We start from the raw sequence: 18,661 nt of genomic DNA, 5'->3' as shown, positions 1-18,661 counted from the left end.
ACGTGCTGACTACAACGTGCTGACGAGGCCGCCGTCGACGGCGAAGTCGGCGCCGGTGACGTTCGCGGTGCGGTCACTGGCCAGCAGCAGCACCAGATCCGCGACCTCCTGCGGGCGGGTGAACCGGCCGGTGACGGACTCACCGGCGGCCCGGTCGGCGACCGCGCCGGGGTCACCGCCGCCCAGCGAGCGGGCGACGGTTGCCGCGACCCCGTCGTCGCCGAGCCACAACCCGGTGCTCACCGGCCCGGGGCTGACCGTGTTGACCCGCACCCCACGCCCTCCGAACTCCTTCGACAGCGACTTGGAGAAGCTGGCCAGGGCGGCCTTCGCGGCGCTGTAGTCGATGACGAGCGGGTCGGGCAGCGTGGCGTTGACCGACCCGACCGTGACGATGCTGCCCGCGCCACTGGCCAGCAGGTGCGGCAGCGCCGCCCGGGTCGTGCGGACCGCGGCGAGGAGGTTCAGCGTCAGCGTCGCCGTCCACTCCTCGTCGGTGACGGCCAGGAATCCGGCTGTGCGTGGCCGCACCGCTCCGACGTTGTTGACCAGGATGTCGAGCCCGCCGAACGCGGTCACGGCGGTGTCGACGAGCCTTGCCGGTCCGTCCGCGGTGCTCAGGTCGACCTCGACGACCCGCACGTCGGCGCTACCGCTCAGCTGTGTGAGGTCGGGTCCGGCGGTCCTGGCCCCCGCCACGACCCGGACCCCCTCAGCGGCCAGGGCCTGGGTGACGGCCAGGCCGATGCCTTTGCTGGCGCCGGTGACCACCGCGGTCTTGCCCGAAAGATGCAGATCCATGGCGTGTTCCTCTCTGGTACGCGCGGCGGCCGTCGCACGGGACGGCGGCCGCGCCGGCCGGTCAGTCCCGCGTCACCTCAGAGCCCGTTGCGCCGTAGCCACGCCAGGCTCTCGTCGGCGACCGCCCGCCAACCGCTGTCGATCGTCAGCGAGTGGGCGCGGTCGGGGAAGTCGAGGATGTCGGTGACCGCGTGGGAGTGCCGGTACTGCTTGAGAGTCGCCCGGGTCACCGACTCCGGCACCGTGTGGTCCCGCCCGCCCGTGATGAGCAGCAGCGGACCCCGCAGCTCGTTGGCCGTGTCCACCTTGGCGGGGGAGTGCGGGTCGAAGTTCGCCGCCGCCGCCTCGAACAGCGGCTTGCCCGGCGCCGGGACCGCCCACCGGTCGAACAGCTCCTGCGACTCCTGCTCGGTGACGGCGTTGCCGAACGCGAACCGGAACTGCTGCGCCGTCAACGACACCGCCCGGTGCTTGTTCGCCGGGTTCCGGAACACCGGCAGCGTCGCGCGCAACGCCGACAGCGGCAGCGGCAGCACACCTTTGATCTGTGCCGCGTCGACGGCCACCGCCGCGGCGGCGAGATCCTGGCCGAGGAGCTTCTGCGCGATCATGCCACCGAACGAGTGCCCGATCAGGATCGGCTTCGCCGGCAGGCCCGCGATCACCTTCGCGTAGTGCTCGACGACGTCGTCGATGCCGTGGTCGGCGACCGCCTCCGGATGCTCCCGCGCCTCGGCGACGGTTCCCGGCTCACCCGGCCAGCCCGGGGCGACCGGCTCGTAGCCTTCCGCCCGGAACAGCTCGACCCACGGCTGCCAGGACGATGCGTGCAACCACAGTCCGTGGATGAAGACGACAGGCGTGCTCATCGCTGCGCTCCTTCGTTGTCCGTCAAGACCGTCGACGCCGGTCTCCCCGCACGTTAGGCCTGCCTTGTGCGCAATCAGTGGGCAAAAACTTGTCGCCCACCACCGCGCCACCTGCGGAAGGTCACCGTCTGATTCCCGTACGTCTTTAAGCCAAACTTAAGCCGGAAAAGCGTAATCGAGTGGGGTCCGCGACCGGGCCAGCAACGCTGGGAAAGCGCATTTCTAAGAGTTCCTTTGCGACTTGAAGTAAGCCTCTGAGCTGCCGTAACTTGCTGACCGCACGGATTCCACGACGTCAGCCCAGGACGGCGGAGACAGACGTATGCGCAATGATTCCCAGAACCCGCGAGGAAGACGCCGGGCCCGCAACATCCTCATCGCCGCGACGGTCGTGTCGGCGGTCGGTGTGAGCGGGGCCTACCTGGCGACCGCGAACGCCGACGAGACAGCGCCCGGCAGGATCGAGGCGGAGACCTGGTCGGCCCAGAACGGGGCACGGACCGAGAACACCGCCGACAGCGGCGGCGGCAAGAACGTCGGGTGGCTCGCCGCCGGCGACTGGCTGCAGTACGACAACGTGACCGTCGGCGCCCAGCTGAGCGCCCGGATCGCGGCGAACAACCGGGCCGGCGGCTCGATCGAGCTGCACCTCGGCTCGCCGGCGGGCGAGCTCGTCGCGACGTTCCCGGTCGCGTACACCGGCGGCTGGCAGAAGTGGACGACCGTCAACGCCACCGCGGCGCGCGTCCCATCCGGCCCGCAGACCCTGGTCGCCGTGATGAAGAGCGACCAGCAGAGCGACTTCGTCAACGTCAACTGGTTCGCGCTCGGCGCCGGCACGCGCCCGCCGGCGACCGCCACGGTCGCGCCGCCCCCGCCGAGCAGTGCCGCCCCGACCGGCGGCGGCTCGCCCAGCACCTCACCGACCGGCTCGGCCCCGGCCGGCGGCTGGGTCGACGTCGACCAGGCCAAGTGGCAGGCGGAGCTGGCCGCGTTCAACCAGCTCAAGCAGCTGCCGGTGCCGGCGGGCACCACCCGGGTCGCGGAGTTCCACACGGACTGCGCGGTGTCGAACGAGGCCAAGGACGACCCGATCGTGCTGCCCGGCCTGCCCGGCGCGTCGCACATGCACACGTTCTTCGGCCCGGCCGTCGACGCCACCACCAAACCGGCCGACCTCTTCGCCCGCAAGACCAACTGCAACGCCCCGGGCGACAACAGCGCCTACTGGGTGCCGCAGCTGCTCAAGAACGGGCAGCCGGTCAAGATGAAGAGCTTCCGGGTGTACTACGGCTCGCGGCTGCCCGACCCGTCGGCGACGGTGCCGTTCCCGCCCGGCCTGGTCATGGTCCACGGCGACGCCAAGCGCCAGGTCGCCACGCAGAAGGGCGCCCCGGGACAGTTCTGGTGCGCCGGCAGCGCCGAGGTCGGCCGCAGCGCCGACGGCAACTGGCCGGTCTGCGCCCCCGGCGGCAACCTCATCTTCCAGCTGACCTTCCAGGACTGCTGGGACGGCAAGCACATCGACTCGCCCGATCACAAGTCGCACATGGGCGGCGCGAAGAACGGCAAGTGCCAGGGCGACTACCCGGTCGCCATCCCGAACCTGTCGTTCATGGTGAACTACGAGTCCCTCGGCGGCGACGGTCTCGCGCTGTCGTCGGGGATGGCCTCGTCGATGCACGGCGACTTCATGAACGCCTGGAAGCCGGAGAACCTCGGCCCCCTCGTGAAGGTCTGCCTCAACGCGAAGGCGAAGTGCGGCACCACCCCGTCCTTCACCGGCGGCTGACCTCGTCCCTCCGAACGGCCCCGCCCCGGTGGCGGGGCCGTTCCTCATACCCAGTGGGGTGTGTTGTGCGAACCGCGGCGAAGCTCTTCGCGGCGTCCAGCCTGGCCGTCGCGACCGTGTTGTGGGTGCTCGGCCTGCCTACGTCCGCGCCAGGGCTGGCCGCCGCCGGCCGCCTCGCCGCGCTGTGGTCCACCGACCTGCTGCTGTTGCAGGTGCTCGGCATGGCTCGGATCCCGTGGCTGGAACGCGCCTTCGGCCAGGACTCCCTCGGCCGCTGGCACCGCTGGACGGGCATCGCGTCCCTCGCGCTGCTGCTCGCCCACGTGGTCTTGGCGCTCGTGTCGCACGTCGAACGCGCCGGGCAGCTGTGGGCGCTCCTCACCGGGTACCGCGGCATGGTCCCCGCGACCGTGGGCCTGCTCGCCCTCGTGCTGGTGGCGGCGACGTCGCTGCGTCCGGTCCGTCGCCGCCTGCGCTACGCCACCTGGCATCTGCTGCACCTGTACGCGTACGCCGGCATCGCCCTCGCGGTGCCGCACGAGCTGTGGCTGGGCAGCGACTTCGGCACGCCGCTCGCGTCGGTGTTCTGGTGGACGATGTACGGCGCGGCCGCCGGCTCGACCGTCGTGTTCCGCCTCGGGATGCCGGTGTGGCGGACGCTGCGCCACCGGCTGCGCGTGGACCGGATCGTCGAGGAGGCGCCCGGCCTGGTCTCGGTGTACCTGCGCGGTCGCCGCCTGGACCGCCTACGGGCCCGCGCCGGGCAGTTCTTCGTGTGGCGCTTCCTGGACGGCGAGGGCGGCTGGCGCGGCAACCCGTACTCCCTGTCCGGCCCGCCCCGCGCCGACCGCCTCCGCATCACCGTGAAAACGGTCGGCGAGGCCACGGCCCGGGTCGCCAACCTGCGCCCCGGCACGAAGGTCGTCATCGAGGGCCCGTACGGGCGGATGACCGCCGACACGTACCGCGGCGGCTCGGTCACCATGTTCGGCTGCGGCGTCGGCGTCACCCCGTTGCTGGCGCTGCTGTGGGACCTGCCGTACGGCCACGGCCAGGCGACCCTGGTGTACCGCACCCGCCACGCGCAGGACGTGGCGTTCCTGCACGAACTGGAGTGGCTGGCCCGGGAGCGTGGCGTCCGCCTGGTCCCTCTCGTCGGCCCGCGCGCGGCTCCCGGCTCGTGGCTGCCGGTGGTGTACGCCGACTACGACGACATCGCGGCGCTGCGCTCCCTGGCCCCGGACCTGGCCGACCACGACGTCTTCGTCTGCGGCCCCGACCCGTGGACCGACGCCGTCCTGCGCGCCGCCCGCCGCGTCGGAGTCCCCGCCCCGCGCCTGCACCGCGAGCGCTTCGCCTGGTGACGACCGCTTTCAGTGCGGATCGGTTGCAGTACCGCTGACGGCCGGAGCGGTCCGCCCGCCGCGCTCAGGTCGTCGTGCTGCCGGTCGACTGGGCGGGTATGGCGCAACGGTCCCCGGTCGGTGAGCTCCTGCGTGACCCGGCGCTGCTCGGCCTCGCCGGGCTGGCCCTGGTCGTGCCGGTGTGGTTCCTCGCCGGGCCGGGCGGCGGCGCCGTCTCCTGGGGGATCCAGGCGGCGCTCGACGTGTCGATCGTGGTGTTCGCCCGCCAGCTGCAGGCGCACGGCGGCACGGACCGGCACCGACGCCGGTTCTGGCGGGCGATGGCGGTCGCCGGTCTGCTGTGCGCCGTCGGCGACGGCACGCAGACCGTCGTGATGGTCGCCGACCCCGGCGCCGCGGTGAGCATCGTGCAGTCGTTGTGCGTCGTGTGCGCGATGACGCTGATGGCGGTGGTGATGCTGCGTCACCCGCTCGGCGACGGCGGCCGGCAGCGGATGCGGCTGTGGCTCGACGCGGGCGCCGTGCTGATCGGTGTCGCCGTCTTCCTCTGGTACTTCTCGATCGGCGCCGAACTGGACAGCCCACGCCTGGGGGACCGGCTGGCCGCCGCGGCCGGCGCCGTGGTCATGCTGGTGATCGTGCTGGGCGTGCTCAAGCTGATCCTCAGCGGCACCGCCCCCTTCACCCGGCAGGCCGGGATCGCCGGCTGTGTCGGGGTCGGCGGCACGGCCGTGGGCACCTCCGTCGCCGCGATCCTGACCGGCGCCACCGATGCGCGGATCGAGGCGGTCGCGTCGCTGCTGCCGTGCATCCTCACCGTGGCGAGCCTGCGCGTGCAGGGGATCCAGCAACGCCGTCCGGCCGGACACGCCGAGGCGCGGCAGCGCCGGTTCAGTGTCATGCCGTACGTCGCCGTCGTCGCCACCGAACTGCTCGGGATCGTCGCCCTGCACGTCGCCGGGGCGGACGCACGCACGTGGGGCGTCGCGGTCGGCATCGTGGTGATCACCGCCGTGGTCCTCACCCGCCAGCTGATCGCCTTCCACGACAACGACCGGCTGCTCACCGACCTCGACCGCAGCATGCTCGAACTGCAGCGCCTGCACGACGCGCTGCGCCACCAGGCGACCCACGACGCCCTGACCGGCCTCGCCAACCGCGCCCTGCTGACCGAGCGACTCGCGGCGATCGACACGGCCGCCCAGCTGAGCGTCCTGGTCATCGACCTCGACGGCTTCAAACAGGTCAACGACGTCCACGGCCACCACGCCGGCGACGTGCTGCTCGTCGAGGTCGCCCGCCGCCTCGAGGCGGCCGCCGGCCCGGACGCGCTGGTCGCCCGCCTCGGCGGCGACGAGTTCGCCCTGCTCCTGCCGGGCGTCGACGCCGACGCGGCGCACCACCGCGCCGCCTCGATCAGCGCCGCCATCACCCTGCCGTGCCACCTGCCCGGCACCGTGGTGCACGTCGGCGCCAGCATCGGCGTCGCCACCGGCACCCCGGCCGACGCCGACGCGCTGCTGCGCCGTGCCGACGCCGAGATGTACCGCCGCAAGCGGCAGGTCCGGCTGGCTGTGCCGACCTGACGTCGGGCGGGCCGTCGTCACGGCGCCATTCGCGAGTTCGGACAGTCATCACCGCCGCACGGAAGCGATACCATGCCATAGATATGCATGGATCTCTATGGTTCCGTGAAGGGATGGTCATGACACAGCGATTCCGGCGCGTTCTGGCGCGGCTGGCCCTCGGCGTCGTCGCGGCGACGGCGGGTGCGGCGGTCGGCGCCACCCCGGCGCAGGCGTTCGGCGGCGAGACCTTCGGCTGCCGGGTCTCGCCCGGCACCATCCTGACGTGGAGCACCAACTGCCACAACAACAAGCCCGCCTCGGTGTACAACGCCGGCTTCAACGTCAACAACCTCTCCGGCACCGGCTACACCTTCTCCTGGAGCTACACCGGGCCGGTCCTCTACGTGGTGTCGGGCTGCACGTCGACCGCCAGCGGCTGCGGCCTCGCCGTGGCGAACAGCGACGCGGTGATCTCGGTGACGGTGACCTACACGCAGAACGGACAGAGCGCCACCAAGACCTCCAACGCGTTCATCATCCAGTACTGCGGCAACGTCTACTGCTGACCCACGCTCCGGGCCGCTGTGGCAATGCGGCCCGGACACCTGGCGCAACGGATGGAACGGGTTCTGGCCCTCTTCCGTTGACCGACGGGTGCCGCCGCACAGTCGCTGCTGTTCAGGGAGCCTCCTCGACGAGCGGGCCGTCTCCTTCCGCCGGTGTCGGCCAGCCCGGTGGAAGCACTGACCGCAGCGCGTCGAACACCCGCCGGGCGGCGGCATGGTCGTAGTCGGTGAGCCGCCCGGTCGCCTGCGCCCAGATACCACCCGCAGGCAGCGCCACGACCTCGTGGAACGCGCCGCCGGCCGGCAACCCGGCGGCGCCACCGAGCCGGGCCGCCACCTCGGCCGGGATGACGGTGATCCAGGAGTATCCCTTGAGCCGTTCCCGCGGTGGAGTCCGCCGTATCGCGTCGCGTGTCCTACTGTCGAGGCCGACCAGGAACCGCTCCAGCAGCGACTCGACGCCGTAGTGCCCGTCCAGGTCGAGCGACACCTCACCGTAGGCCGGATCGCTCACCGCTGCGACCTCCCGCAGGAACCCGCACAATGCACGCTCGGCATCCGCGGTGCCGACCAGGAACTCGGGCGACGCCGACAGCCCGAGCCGAACCCCGCCTTCAAGCCACGTCCGCACATGCAGGTCCGGAAAGCCGGGCATGCGCCCTCCGGGCATGCGCTCCGCGCGTTGGACGACACCGGCCTGCAGGTAGGCGGTCGCGCCCGGGTGCTGGTCCAGACCGTCCAGGAACACGCTCCAGCTGCGCGGATGCATCAGCAGCGCGGTAGCCACCTCGTCGTCGTCCTCACCTTCGAAGCGGACGAGTTCGCACCATGGCATGCCGACCGGCGGATAGGTCTCCCAGATCCGCCCGGCCATGAGCGTGCCGGTGACGTCCTCGCCGGCGCGGGGGTTGGCGTCCAGCCCGTCGTGCAGCCGAACCGCCAGCCTCGACCACGCCAACTCGAACCACATCCGCGTGACACGTCCGGCGTCGGCCCGGGAGTCCAGACACAAAATCACATGGAGCCGGGCCATCGAACCACCTTTCACTGGTCGTCCCTCCGCCCGTAGTGTCCGTCGCGGGTTGCTTCGTCGGGGCGGATACTCTGTGTTGATGGGGCCGGATTTGGGGCAGTCCGTTGCGTTATGCGACGCATTAGGGGAAATATTCTGTCTCACGTTCGCCCGCGGAGTTGACGCGAGCGAGGCGCTGCGGCGGTTCGGCGCCTATCCGGACACGTTCGCTGACCTGAGCCGGGAGCAGATGCACGAGCGGCAGACCTCCTTCGATCTCGGGTACCCCCGCATGGCCGGCGCCGTCGTGTTCGGTGACTGGACGGTCGTTCTGGAACCGGCCGGTTTCCAAGGTGTGGGGCCGGTGCTGGGGGAGGTGTCCCGAGGCACGGCAGCCGTCGGCGTCCTGCGGCACGAGCATGCCGAGTCGCGGTTCGTGTACGCCGTCGACGGCACGGAGATGACTGCGTTTCTTCCTGGATGGATGGACCATGTGTGGGGCGCGGACCCGCAGCTCCTGCGCGGCGAGCTCCACGCGGTCGGCCTGGATCCGGCCGCTGCGGACAGCGACGGCCGGGGGCCTCGGGACGCTGTTGCGCGGGCGGTCCTGCTGGCGGCTTCGATCACGGGTGTCATGCCGTCGGTGCGGCAGATGTCGGGTCCGATGCTGTCGGCGCAGTTCGATCCGTGGTTCACCGGCGCACGGCCGCGCGGCGGTGGCGTCCTGGCCGCGGACTCGACCGCGCCCCGACCGGAGCGGGAGGCGCTCGTCGCGGCCGTCGACGGCGCCTCCCCGGCGGCGAAGCGCGCCACGGCGGTCGCCGAGATCCGGCGCATCGCCGGCATCCTCGGTGTTGCTGACACACCCGGCCTCGCCGAGGCGCTCGCCGACGCCGAAGCCGAAAGGTTCCCCGAGGTGCCGGTCACGGCACCGCTGGGCCGCGCGGTCCGCGGCTGGTTGCGAGCGGCCGTCACGGCCGGCGAATCCCTCAACGGACCGGCACGCCAGCGGATGGGCGACGCCGACCGGCGGCACGGCTACCGGCTCGGCTGGTTCGCGTTTGCGTTGCGCGCGACGCTGTACCCCGACGAAGATCTCGCCGTGCGTGCGGCGCTCTACTCGCTCGGCAACGGGTCCGCGCCCCTGGCCGACCCAGCCGCACACGAGGCGGCGATCGGCCGCCTTCGACCCTGACCGCCGGATCCGATCGCGTCGCCATCATGATGCTCATGACCGTCGTGCGCATGATCGGGCAACGCTGACGCACGGCAGGGGCCCGGCCGCGGCACCGGCATGCGGCACCGGCATGCTCAGGCTGTGAGCGACACGTACATCCGGTTGATACCGACCGATCGAGACTGGCAGCCTGGGGCCGCTGTCCAGCTGGACAGCTTGCACTACGAGAACCCGATCGGCTTCGCACGGTTCGAGATCAGTGCGATGAACCCCACCCGGTCCGCGGACGAGCTCGACGCCGGCGAACTCGGGCAGGTGTCCGACCTTCTCGGTCATCCGGTCGCGCAGATCATCGCGCATTACTGATCGACATCAGCTCGGGATTGCACCACCTTGAACCTGGAACTGTGGCACCGGATATCTCCGGGACAGGGTCAGTACCAGGAAGTACAGCAGGCCGGTGGGGACGTCCCAGGGTGCGGTGCCCGGGCTGGTGATCCGAAGGCCTTGCCAGAGGTTGTCCCAGGTCGGGTCCATGAGCAGTGACACCGTCGCCCCGTTGGCGGTCGTGGCCACGGGCAGCATCCGCGCTGTGGTGATCCGCAGCGCGCCGGCTGGCGGTCCTGGTGCCGGCTGGGGCAACGCCGCCGTCGAACTGAGCGTCAGGTAGCCGTCGAACGTGCCGGGACCGTAGTGCTCCATGAGCCAGCGGTAGTCCTCCGGCAGCTCGACGCCGATCCGAGCGGACACCGTTTGCCAGTCGACCGGTTCGGCGCGCGCCGGCGCGGCCACCAACTGAGCGAGCCGGCCGGGCAGGTCGGCACCGTACGTCAGGTTAACCTCCACCAGCAGCGGCAGGTCGGGGTCCTCCTGCACCGCCGCCACGGTCACCGCCCAGTGCCCTGCGCGCAGCCGCACCCGGCTTCCGTAGTCGGCCCGCGGGTCCACTGCGAGCGGGTCCGCAGGCTCGAGGCCGAGCCGCTCGACGACGACCCCCACCATCGCTTCAGCGTCGTCGTACAGCCGGTCGACTGCGGCGCAGTAGGCCGCGTCGTCGTCGAAGTCGTCTGGGTCGAGGTCGCGAGGACAACCGAAGCTGTCCAGGTCGACGGACACGGTCGCAGTGGTCCAGTCGGTCAGGACCGCGGCCCTGACACCACCTTTCGCGAAAACGCCACGCCGGCCTGCTCCTTCAGCGTCCCAGCCAGCACCGCTCAGCACGTCGGCGAGCTGCTCACCTGTCGGCAGATCAACCAGGCGCGCCAGCCTGCGCGCGAGCACCGCAATGCTGTCCGCCGCCGCACGGCACCGCTCGGCCCGATTCTCGCGCCCGGCATCACCGATCACGCCGAGATACTAATCCAGTTCACAGGCGGTGGATGCCTACGTGGACGTGGTCGGCGTGGTCGATGCGGGCGCCCCACAGGATCTGGACGCGGAACTGTGCTCCGTCGACCTTGACCACGAAGGAGTCGTAGCTGTTCGGCTGCCAGGAGCGGTTGCCCATTGCGCGGGCCAGGGCGCGGGCCTCGTCCTCGCCGGAGAAGGTCGGGTAGTCGATCGCGTAGGAGGATCTGCTGCCGACGAAGTGGTCGGAGGTGGCGGGGCCGGGGACGGAGTCGGTCGGGCGCTTCTGCGAACCGGCGGCGAGGCCCTCCTTGCGCAGGAACGGCGTCACGAACTGGTCGAAGATCGACTTGCTGCCGCCCCAGGCGTGGCCGAGGTTGACGGCCGACAGCCCGGGCGGCCGGTGCGCGGGAGGTGACGATGCCGGGGATGTCGGCAGGTGCTTTCGGGTGTGGGCGCTGTCCCGCCGGTACAGGTCGCGGAGCAGGTGGGCGACGTCCCTGCGGGTGCCGGTGCCGTGCCGGGCGGCCAGCGAGGCGATCAGGCGCTCGACCCCGCGCCGTTCGTGCCGGTTGTCGGTGTCGGCGCGCACTGCCCGGTCGCGGGCCTCCAGGAGGTACCCGACGTCGCGGCTCAGGTAGCCGGGGACGAGCCTGAGCCCGTGCTGGCCGTCGAGGACGTCGTCGAGGGCGGCGTGCAGGCGCCGGCCGGTCGCCGGGTCGGCGAACCGCATCCGGTGGACGTCGGCGGTGGCGCGCTTCGTGCGGTGGTACACCGAGTCGACGGTCGCCAGGTGGTCGGTGAGCTGCCGGGCGAGCCGGGACAGCAGCGGCGGGTCGATGACGATGCGCCCGTGCTTGCCGGTGATGTTGCGCGGCAGCTGCCAGGGCCGCATCGGAAGGCCCTCGCCGCCGCCACCACGAACGCCACCACTGCCCCCGCCACCATTCCCCTGAGTCCCGCCACCCCCGCCACCCCCGCCGGCCGCCAGGCCGGCCCGGTGCAGCACCCGCTGCACGTACGCCGACGTCGGCAGGTACCCGTCGCTGAGCCGGTTGAGGTAGGACGGGTCGTGCGCGACCCGGCGGGCGGTGCCCTCGCCCGCGTGCCAGGCCACGGCCACCAGGTCCCAGCGGCCGAACTCCCGGTGGTAGGCGGACATGAGCTGCGCCGCCTTCTGGTCCTGGACGGCCGGCGGGGCGCTTCTCGCGGTCGGGTAGCCCTTGAAGTCGTTCCAGGTCGAGTCGATGAACTGGTACGCGCCGCTCGCGCGGCCGTACGGGGTCGGCGGGCCGGAGATGTGGTAGTCGCCGCCGGACTCGACCGAGCGGATCGCGGCCATGAACCGGCTCAGGGCACTCGGCATGAGGCACTCCAGGACAAGAGGTGGTCAAGGGATTCGCGGACGTCGCCGGGGTCGGCCGGAGCGACCCGGTGGAGTCCGCCGTGGACGGCGGTGACCTGCCAGGCGGTGCCGTCGCCGGCGACGAGCCACCGCAGTTCCCCGACGGCGGACCGGCCCGTCGCCGGGTCGTGGTGGGCGACCCGGACCGCGGCGGCGGACCGCCGGCCGGTGATCGCGCCCAGCCAGCTCGCCGCGGGCCCGGCCGGCACCCCGGCGCGGCACAGGACGTCCAGCGCGGCATCCTCGGCGCCGCCGGCCACCAGCTCGTCGGCCTCCGCCAAGGCGTCGGCAGGGACGTCGAAGCCGGTCGCCTCGGCCTGGGCGGCGGGCAACAGCAGCAGCCGCGGCACGACCGCCGCCGGCGACCCGTCGAGGAGCTCCACGTCCACGAGCCCGTCGGGGCCGCCGGCGAGCACGGTGGTGGACGTGTCGCCGGCGGCCGCGTACCAGCGCCGGGTCCCGGCCTCGTCGGCGTCGATCTCCACGGCGGTGCGTGGTCCGGTCAGCGGTGCGAGGACGCCGGCCAGGGGCTCCTCGCCGGGCACGAGTCCACGCGCGGCGAGGCCGCGTACCGCCGCCAGGTCGATGCGCAGGTCGGCGTCGTCGTCGGTGACGTCGGCGGGCAGCCAGTGGTCGGCGAGCCGGGAGAGGGCGCGCAGCTCGTCGAGGGTCAGTGTCAGCCGGGTCGTCACGGTGCCGGGGTCCCGCCGGTCTGTGCGGCGGCGAGCCGGTCGCGCTGCTCCTCGGCGGCCAGGCGGGCGAGCCGTGCGGTGTCGCGGAGCCGGTCGGCGGCGTGCGCGAGGTGCTGCTGCCGGTGCCGGCCGTCGAGATGGGCCCGGAACCGGTCGGCGACCAGCCCCTCCCACCCGCCGCGGGTGTCGTGGACGGCGTGCCGGAGCTCGTCGCGGACGCGGTCCAGCTCGCCGGCGTGCCGGTCGAGCGCGGCGGCGAGGTCGTCGAGCTCGTCGGGTGGGGTCAGCGCCATGTCAGCCTCGGTTCGCGCGGGCGGGGACGGGTTCAAGGAGGAGCTGCCGGAGCCAGGCGGTGACGTCGTCGACGGGTTCGGCGGCCACCGTGTCGTCGTGGACCTCGACGGTCCACAGCGGACCGGACTCGGCGGCGAGCAGCACGGCCGAGGCGGCGTGGTAGGTGCCGTCGGCGGCGCCGCCGAACGGGGTGACCCGGGCGGCGTACCGGCAGCCGGCGACCGCGTGCGTGAACGGCGTCGCCGGGCCGTGCTCGACGCGCCGGCGCAGCTCGGTCCGGGTCAGCCGTTCCGCGCCGGCGCCGTGGGGCGGGTGGGCCGGGGCGGCGAGCAGGTCCCGCACGGTGGTGAGCAGGTCGGTGGGGGAGTGCCGCAGCCGGTGGTCGCCGTCGGTGGTGGCCTCGTGCAGGACGACCGCGCCGCGGCCACGGGACACCAGCGTCATCGTCGAGGCGGCGGGGGTGCGCACCCGGACACCGACGACCAGGTCGGGGTCGAGCGTGGCGTCCAGGAGCTCGCGGTATGCGGGGGCGACCTGCCAGCCGCCGGCGCACGACTGGACGATCCCTCGCATCCGCAGCCCACCGGTGAGCCGGCGGGCGACCGCCGCCCGCTGCTCCGGCGCGGCGGCGGCGACCAGCGTCGGCCCGAGCCCGGGGAAGCCGGCCCCGGGGAAGCCGGCCCCGGGGAAGCCGGCCCCGGGGAAGCCGGCCCCGGGGAAGCCGGCCCCGGCGAGGCCGTAGGCGAGGGCGTCCAGCTCATCGGCGGTGGCGAGCAGTGCCGGCGGCGTGACGGGGCCGTTCACAGGATGCCACCCACGAAGTCCTTGACCTCGCCGGCCGCGTCGCCGACGGCGTGCACCACGTCGTCGCCGTGTTCGAAGCCGACGAAGTCGACGGCGTCCAGGGCCATCACCGACGCGTCGAACGTGAAGAAGACGGCGGCGTCGACGCCCTTGTCGGCGACGGTACCGGCGACCGGGACGACGTTGAGCACGTCGCTCGCCAGGTGCAACCCGGAGCCGACGGTCGCGGTGGTGTCCCGCAGCACCTCGAGGCCTCCTCGCGCGCCGGTGTGTTTCTGGTTGAACAGCTGACGGCCGTCCTCGAGCAGCAGCGCCGCCGAGCCGCCGGGGATCGCCCAGTTCCCGACGCGTCTGAGGCGGCGCAGGCCGTGGCCGTCGCCCGCGAGCCGCCGGATCCAGTCGGGTCGCTTCGCGGCCGGCACCCCGGCGCGCCGGGCGGCATGACGCAGCGCGTCGGCGGCGGCCGTTGCGTGCCAGGCGAGCGGGTAGCGCAGCTGCCACAGCGCCCGGTCGACCGCCTTGAAGTGCTTGAGCCCCTGGTAGTAGCGCATCGCCTGCTGCGGCAGCTTCGAACCGGTCACGTCCTCGCCGAACAGGTCGACGCCGGTGCGGGTGATGTTGCCCAGCCGCCGGGCGGCGCCGGCGTCGCGTCCGTACCGTCGGCGCAGCGCGCGGTCGCCCTGGAACGCGCTGGTGACCTTGCCGAGACCGGCCCCGGCCCAGAAGGTGGCGTCGAGCGCGGCGAGCTTGCCGACCGTCGCGGCGAGCCAGCCGGCGTCGGCGCGCAGCCCGCGGGCCGCGGCCTCGAACCGGACCGCGATGCCGCCGGCCACCGCGGCGGTGTCGCCGCCGATCCCGGGCAGGTCGGCGACGGCCGCCTGCGCCGCCCGCACCGACCCGGCGGCGTCGTCGAGCGCGTGGGCCGCGCCGCGCAGGGTGCCGGCGAGGCCGTGCAGGTCGTCGAGGTTGAAGACGTACCGGACGACCGAGTTCATGGTTGGATCGCCTTCCACGCGAGGTAGAGGTCGCCGTAGTGCTTCGACATCCGGTCGAGGTCCTCGGCGAGTTCGGTGAGCCGGTCGGCGGCGGCACGGAGGTCGTCGGTCATGTCGCCGGTGCGTTGCTTGAACCGGCTCGCCGACGGGCTTTCGAACGCGGCGCCGGCGGTGCCGCGTCCGACGGCTCGGACGGCCGCCTCGGCGCGGATCGCCGCGGATCGCAGGACCGCCGCCTGGGTGGTGGCCGTCTGCGCGTACTCGGCGTAGCGGGCACCGTCGATGAGAACAGGGTCGCGCGGGAGCATGCCCCAAGCGTTGCCGGTGGCGGGGAACCCTTCAATGGGAAGGGTTCCCCGCGACGTCGCGGCGCGTGACGGCTACGGGCGCGGCCAGACGTGGCAGAGGGTGAAGTCGTACTGCGAGCCGAACCCGGCGGCCACGAAGGCGTTGTACTCGCCGCTGCCGGGCTCCGCCCAGGCCCACGCGGCGGCGCCCGGGTGGAACAGCGCCCGGATCGGCACGGTGCCGGGGATCTGGTCGACGAAGCAGGCGAACGCCGGCCCGTCCATGACCCAGTTGGCTTGCGTGTTCGGGTTGGCGGAGTAGTAGTAGCCGCCTGCCTCGCCGCAGCCCCGTTCGCAGTGCGACTGGTAGATGACCATGAGGCCGGGTACGCCGCCGGCGGCCGAGACCGGATACAGCCGCCCGATCGTGCTCTGCTGCGACCAGCCGGCGGGCCCGCCACCGCCCGGCGACAGGAAGTTGCCGCGTCTGGCGCCCGGCGCCTTGAACCGGTTCATCGGCACCGGAGTCCGTGACTGGTAGGCGATCGTGACGGCGGTGCCGACCGGGAGCGCGGTGCCCGGCGGCTGGTCCTGCGCGACGACGACACCGATCGGCGACAGGATCTGGGCGGTGTCGCTGCGGTTGCAGCCCAGCTGCTGCTGCGCGAGGTTCGCGCACGCCTCGTCGGGGCTCATCCCGACCAGGTTCCCCACGCCGCCGTGCGTGTAGTGGTCGAGGGTCACCGTCGCGCCCGGCGCCAGGCCCGTGCCGGCGGCCGGCTGCTGGGCGACCACCACGTACGCCGGGGTGCCCGGGCCGAGGCTGTGCGGGGCGCAGGTCAGACCCGTGGGGCAGGCCACGTTGGACGGCTGCCCGACGAGGTTCGGCACCGCGATCATGTCCGGGTAGGTGACGGTGACCGGCGTGCCGGTCGCCGCGGCCGTCCCCGGCGCGGGGCTCTGCGCGGTGACGACCCGGACCTGGCTGCCGTCGGCGGCCAGCCCGCCGACCTGTTCCCGGCAGGTCAGGCTCGCCGCGATCAACGCCCGGCAGGCCTGGCTGGCGGGCAGCTTCGTGACGTCGGGCACCTGCGCGGGCCCACGGTAGAAGACGGTCACCGTGCTGCGCGGGTTGACCCGCGACCCGGCCGGCGGGTCGGTGCCGGTCACCTTGTCGGTGTCGGCCGGGCCGTCCGGCTGGGCCACGAGCCTGCACCGCAGTTGGCGGCTGAGCTGCGCCAGCCGCGCGCACGCGGCGGTGCGGTCGACGCCGACCAGGTTCGGCAGGGTGACCGGCTGCTGCGGCGCCGCGCTTGCCGAGGCCGACGGCTGGGAGCCGCTGGGGCTCGCCGACGGCTTCCCCGATGGCTTCGGCGACGCTTTCGGTGACGGGCTCGGCTTGGTCGCGTCGGTGAGGTCCGTGGTGGTTGGCCGGCCGTCGGCGTCGAAGGTGATCACCACGGCGTTGTCGTGCGGGTCGTTGACCCAGACGTGATCGTCGCGGGTGAAGACCTGGAACGAGTCGGAGCGGCCGGGGACCGGTTGCTCGGTCTCCACCTTGCCGCTTGCGGTGTGCACGACGATCACGTGCCGGGCGGTGAAGTCCGGCAGGTACACGCGGTCCTTGTGGCTGACCGGCGGGCCGAACCGGTGCCCGGCGCGGCCGGGCAGCGCGATCCTGCGCACGTCCCGTTCGTCGCTGAACTCGCCGAGGACGAGCTCACCCGTGCGGGCGACGGCGACGGCGACGGTCGCGGCCGCGCCGGGGGCGGCCAGCACCCCGAACGTCGCGTCGAGGTCGAGCACGCGCTTCGGACCGTCCGGGCCGTACATGCCGGCCTGCCCGGTGTGCGGTACGTAGATCACCGGTGCGCCGCCGACGAGGGTCAGCTCGGCGCGCTCGCCGGCGCTGAGCACGCGCTGTCGTGACTTCACCTTGTCCTTGACGATCTCCACGAGCTCGCCGGAGGCGGGTGCGTATCCCCAGGCGGTCCCGGCTCCGTCGACCACCGCCCGGTCGACCGGCGGCAGGTCGGTCACCTGGGTCTGCTGCCCGGCGGTGCCGTCGAGCCGGCTGACCGTGCCGCGTTGCGAGTCGAGGAGGTACGCGTCGCCGCCGCCGCTGACCACGGTGAGCTTGCCCTGGGAGTCGGGTCGCTTGTCGACGGTCTTCGGATCGAGGGTGTCGGTCGGCAGCAGGGTGACGGTGCCGGTGTCGTTGTTGACGACGTACACGACGCCGGGCCGGACCTGCACGACCTCGAGCATCTGCTTGCCGGTCGCCAGCTGCTTGGCGACCACGGCGTCGGCGTCGCGGTTGTCGGCGTTGACGTGCACGATCCTGGTGTCCTTCTGCAGGAACGCCCCACCGTCGCCGTACGCGGCGCGTGAGGACCGGTAGCCGACGCCGAGCCCGACCGCGATCACGGCACCGCACAGCACGACGGCCAGGGCGGCGCGGTTGACCCGTTCTCCGGTCAATGACGCGCGGCCCGGTAGGCGCAGCGGCATGGACCTGAGCCGGGCGGTGAAGCCGGACATGGCACTCCCTCGGTTTGTCGGCGTGGCCGAGAATAGCGACGATGCCGGTCAATCGGAGCGGCGGTCGGACGGGAAGGGTTTCCCAACGGATGCGTGTCGAACGCGGTGGACAGGCGCTGACCTTGGTCGATGAAGATCGACTGACGTTCGGGCGGGCGAAGGAGTGCACGATCTGCCTGGACCCGGGTGACGCGGCGATCTCGCGGATCGCCGGGACGATCACCAGGGAGGGGGACGTCTGGTGGTTGACGAACGCGTCGACCACCCGGCCGTTCGCGGTCGCCGACGAGTACGGCTTCCGCAGTGTCCTGCCGCCGGGCCGGCGGGTCGCGGTCGAGCGGCCGGTCACGGTGCTCGTCGACGGCAGCCTCGCCCAGCACGATCTGCGGCTGACACCGCCGTCCGCACCGCAGCCGGCCGGCGAGCCCGTGGCGGAGCCGCTCACACCTGCCGTGCCGACCGAGGTCGGTGCCGCCGTGGTGATCAGCGCGGCGGACCGCCTGGCGATGGTGGCCCTGTTCGCGGGGTACCTGCGGGAGCCGCCGCAGTACGACCCGCACCCACGCACGTACGCGGCCGCGGCCGCGCGCCTGGACTGGCCGCGCACGACCCTCGTGAAGCGGATCGAATACCTGCGGGCCCGGCTCGACGAGGCCGGTGTGCCCGGCATGACCGGCCACAACGCACTCGTCGGCCTGGCCGAGTATGCGCTGAGCCGGGAGCTGATCACCCGCGACGACCTGCGGCTGCTGCGCTGAGCACCCGCCGGGGGCACCGGGATTGGGGAGCCTTTCCGATGTCGCCGGTGCCGGCGCGGTCCCTACGTTGAGTGGCGAACAGTCCACCAGCGAAGGAGAGTCCCATGTCGGTGATCGGCGGCGAGATCGGGCAGTTGCACACGCTGAACGGCAACTTCGCCCGGCAGAGCAGCACGGTCGACAGCCTGCTGCGTGATTTGCGCACCGCACTGGCCAACACGTACTGGCAGGGCGGCGCGTCGGAACGGTTCCGCTCGTCGTGGAGCAGTGAGTACGAGCCGGCGCTGACCCGGCTGTCGGTGGCGTTGCAGGACGCGGCGGACGAGGTGCGGCGGCGTGCCGACGCCCTCGAGCAGGCCGGCGGCTGAACCGGCGACATGCGGATCACG

19 protein-coding genes are annotated in these 18,661 nt (G+C 72.7%); 8 read left to right on the top strand and 11 right to left on the bottom strand.

The annotated features are described in order from the left end of the window. Window positions 1-9: 9 nt before the first annotated feature. Entirely contained in the window at window positions 10-801 is a 792-nt protein-coding gene (locus ABZ321_RS28885; protein WP_344510076.1) for an oxidoreductase, read from the bottom strand. Window positions 802-878: 77 nt separating this feature from the next. Next, entirely contained in the window at window positions 879-1,670 is a 792-nt protein-coding gene (locus ABZ321_RS28880; protein ID WP_344510078.1) for an alpha/beta fold hydrolase, read from the bottom strand. Between the two features lie 322 nt (window positions 1,671-1,992). Here ABZ321_RS28880 and ABZ321_RS28875 point away from each other — a divergent pair, with 322 nt between their 5' ends. The 4 genes from ABZ321_RS28875 to ABZ321_RS28860 all read left to right on the top strand — a co-directional run bounded on the left by ABZ321_RS28875 (window position 1,993) and on the right by ABZ321_RS28860 (window position 6,960). Beyond that, window positions 1,993-3,462 carry a DUF1996 domain-containing protein gene (locus ABZ321_RS28875; RefSeq protein WP_354896894.1) on the top strand — a complete coding sequence of 490 codons (1,470 nt, stop codon included), beginning with the start codon at window positions 1,993-1,995 and terminating at the stop codon, window positions 3,460-3,462. Window positions 3,463-3,527: 65 nt separating this feature from the next. After that, on the top strand, window positions 3,528-4,826 hold the full coding sequence (locus ABZ321_RS28870; protein ID WP_354896892.1) for a ferric reductase-like transmembrane domain-containing protein: 1,299 nt from the start codon (window positions 3,528-3,530) through the stop codon (window positions 4,824-4,826). 98 nt (window positions 4,827-4,924) lie between these two features. Beyond that, the gene (locus ABZ321_RS28865) at window positions 4,925-6,412 is read left to right on the top strand and encodes a GGDEF domain-containing protein (protein WP_354896889.1); all 1,488 of its coding nucleotides are present in this window, start codon (window positions 4,925-4,927) and stop codon (window positions 6,410-6,412) included. A 119-nt stretch (window positions 6,413-6,531) separates the two neighbouring features. Continuing rightward, window positions 6,532-6,960 (top strand): hypothetical protein, encoded by a 429-nt coding sequence (locus ABZ321_RS28860; protein WP_344510085.1) that lies wholly within the window; start codon window positions 6,532-6,534, stop codon window positions 6,958-6,960. A gap of 112 nt (window positions 6,961-7,072) precedes the next feature. Here the strand turns inward: ABZ321_RS28860 and ABZ321_RS28855 are convergent, their stop codons facing one another. Further along, entirely contained in the window at window positions 7,073-7,930 is an 858-nt protein-coding gene (locus tag ABZ321_RS28855; RefSeq protein ID WP_354896886.1) for a hypothetical protein, read from the bottom strand. Between the two features lie 142 nt (window positions 7,931-8,072). On the opposite strand from ABZ321_RS28855, the gene ABZ321_RS28850 reads away from it, so the two are divergent. Together ABZ321_RS28850 and ABZ321_RS28845 are read left to right on the top strand one after the other, a co-directional pair. Further along, the gene (locus ABZ321_RS28850) at window positions 8,073-9,167 is read left to right on the top strand and encodes a DUF6461 domain-containing protein (protein ID WP_354896884.1); all 1,095 of its coding nucleotides are present in this window, start codon (window positions 8,073-8,075) and stop codon (window positions 9,165-9,167) included. Between the two features lie 123 nt (window positions 9,168-9,290). Beyond that, complete coding sequence (locus tag ABZ321_RS28845) at window positions 9,291-9,515, top strand: hypothetical protein (protein ID WP_354896882.1); 225 nt, start codon at window positions 9,291-9,293, stop codon at window positions 9,513-9,515. A gap of 6 nt (window positions 9,516-9,521) precedes the next feature. On the opposite strand, the gene ABZ321_RS28840 is transcribed toward ABZ321_RS28845, so the two are convergent. The 8 genes from ABZ321_RS28840 to ABZ321_RS28805 all read right to left on the bottom strand — a co-directional run bounded on the left by ABZ321_RS28840 (window position 9,522) and on the right by ABZ321_RS28805 (window position 17,514). Next, a complete protein-coding gene (locus tag ABZ321_RS28840) occupies window positions 9,522-10,496 on the bottom strand; it encodes a hypothetical protein (protein WP_354896879.1) in 975 nt (324 codons plus the stop codon). Between the two features lie 19 nt (window positions 10,497-10,515). After that, complete coding sequence (locus tag ABZ321_RS28835; RefSeq protein ID WP_354896876.1) at window positions 10,516-11,862, bottom strand: hypothetical protein; 1,347 nt, start codon at window positions 11,860-11,862, stop codon at window positions 10,516-10,518. Beyond that, a complete protein-coding gene (locus tag ABZ321_RS28830) occupies window positions 11,847-12,593 on the bottom strand; it encodes a hypothetical protein (RefSeq protein ID WP_354896873.1) in 747 nt (248 codons plus the stop codon). The genes ABZ321_RS28835 and ABZ321_RS28830 overlap by 16 nt, the downstream gene beginning before the upstream one ends. Then, entirely contained in the window at window positions 12,590-12,886 is a 297-nt protein-coding gene (locus ABZ321_RS28825) for a hypothetical protein (protein WP_344510099.1), read from the bottom strand. Before ABZ321_RS28825 ends, ABZ321_RS28830 begins: the two co-directional genes overlap by 4 nt. 1 nt (window position 12,887) lies before the next feature. Next, the gene (locus ABZ321_RS28820; protein WP_354896871.1) at window positions 12,888-13,691 is read right to left on the bottom strand and encodes a hypothetical protein; all 804 of its coding nucleotides are present in this window, start codon (window positions 13,689-13,691) and stop codon (window positions 12,888-12,890) included. Beyond that, entirely contained in the window at window positions 13,688-14,686 is a 999-nt protein-coding gene (locus ABZ321_RS28815) for a hypothetical protein (RefSeq protein WP_354896867.1), read from the bottom strand. Before ABZ321_RS28815 ends, ABZ321_RS28820 begins: the two co-directional genes overlap by 4 nt. After that, window positions 14,683-14,994, bottom strand: coding sequence for a hypothetical protein (locus ABZ321_RS28810; RefSeq protein ID WP_354896864.1), 312 nt, complete (start codon window positions 14,992-14,994; stop codon window positions 14,683-14,685). Before ABZ321_RS28810 ends, ABZ321_RS28815 begins: the two co-directional genes overlap by 4 nt. Window positions 14,995-15,066: 72 nt before the next feature. Then, window positions 15,067-17,514 (bottom strand): PASTA domain-containing protein, encoded by a 2,448-nt coding sequence (locus ABZ321_RS28805; protein ID WP_354896862.1) that lies wholly within the window; start codon window positions 17,512-17,514, stop codon window positions 15,067-15,069. An 89-nt stretch (window positions 17,515-17,603) separates the two neighbouring features. On the opposite strand from ABZ321_RS28805, the gene ABZ321_RS28800 reads away from it, so the two are divergent. Then, window positions 17,604-18,272 carry an FHA domain-containing protein gene (locus ABZ321_RS28800; RefSeq protein WP_354896860.1) on the top strand — a complete coding sequence of 223 codons (669 nt, stop codon included), beginning with the start codon at window positions 17,604-17,606 and terminating at the stop codon, window positions 18,270-18,272. Between the two features lie 104 nt (window positions 18,273-18,376). Further along, the gene (locus ABZ321_RS28795; RefSeq protein ID WP_344510109.1) at window positions 18,377-18,640 is read left to right on the top strand and encodes a WXG100 family type VII secretion target; all 264 of its coding nucleotides are present in this window, start codon (window positions 18,377-18,379) and stop codon (window positions 18,638-18,640) included. Window positions 18,641-18,661: the final 21 nt, after the last annotated feature.

Origin of the sequence: Dactylosporangium sp. NPDC006015 (genome assembly GCF_040614215.1) — a bacterium.
Lineage (GTDB): Bacteria > Actinomycetota > Actinomycetes > Mycobacteriales > Micromonosporaceae > Dactylosporangium > Dactylosporangium maewongense.
Note: the sequence above shows the minus strand (reverse complement) of the source record. Positions and strands in the feature narration are given on the sequence as shown.

What these genes read in the sequence shown, in the direction of transcription:
- ABZ321_RS28885 (WP_344510076.1), bottom strand. Translation starts at nt 801, where the DNA reads ATGGATCTGCATCTTTCGGGCAAGACCGCGGTGGTCACCGGCGCCAGC.
- ABZ321_RS28880 (WP_344510078.1), bottom strand. Translation starts at nt 1,670, where the DNA reads ATGAGCACGCCTGTCGTCTTCATCCACGGACTGTGGTTGCACGCATCG.
- ABZ321_RS28875 (WP_354896894.1), top strand. Translation starts at nt 1,993, where the DNA reads ATGCGCAATGATTCCCAGAACCCGCGAGGAAGACGCCGGGCCCGCAAC.
- ABZ321_RS28865 (WP_354896889.1), top strand. Translation starts at nt 4,925, where the DNA reads ATGGCGCAACGGTCCCCGGTCGGTGAGCTCCTGCGTGACCCGGCGCTG.
- ABZ321_RS28860 (WP_344510085.1), top strand. Translation starts at nt 6,532, where the DNA reads ATGACACAGCGATTCCGGCGCGTTCTGGCGCGGCTGGCCCTCGGCGTC.
- ABZ321_RS28855 (WP_354896886.1), bottom strand. Translation starts at nt 7,930, where the DNA reads ATGTGGTTCGAGTTGGCGTGGTCGAGGCTGGCGGTTCGGCTGCACGAC.
- ABZ321_RS28850 (WP_354896884.1), top strand. Translation starts at nt 8,073, where the DNA reads ATGGGGCCGGATTTGGGGCAGTCCGTTGCGTTATGCGACGCATTAGGG.
- ABZ321_RS28835 (WP_354896876.1), bottom strand. Translation starts at nt 11,862, where the DNA reads ATGCCGAGTGCCCTGAGCCGGTTCATGGCCGCGATCCGCTCGGTCGAG.
- ABZ321_RS28825 (WP_344510099.1), bottom strand. Translation starts at nt 12,886, where the DNA reads ATGGCGCTGACCCCACCCGACGAGCTCGACGACCTCGCCGCCGCGCTC.
- ABZ321_RS28815 (WP_354896867.1), bottom strand. Translation starts at nt 14,686, where the DNA reads ATGAACTCGGTCGTCCGGTACGTCTTCAACCTCGACGACCTGCACGGC.
- ABZ321_RS28810 (WP_354896864.1), bottom strand. Translation starts at nt 14,994, where the DNA reads ATGCTCCCGCGCGACCCTGTTCTCATCGACGGTGCCCGCTACGCCGAG.
- ABZ321_RS28805 (WP_354896862.1), bottom strand. Translation starts at nt 17,514, where the DNA reads ATGTCCGGCTTCACCGCCCGGCTCAGGTCCATGCCGCTGCGCCTACCG.
- ABZ321_RS28800 (WP_354896860.1), top strand. Translation starts at nt 17,604, where the DNA reads ATGCGTGTCGAACGCGGTGGACAGGCGCTGACCTTGGTCGATGAAGAT.
- ABZ321_RS28795 (WP_344510109.1), top strand. Translation starts at nt 18,377, where the DNA reads ATGTCGGTGATCGGCGGCGAGATCGGGCAGTTGCACACGCTGAACGGC.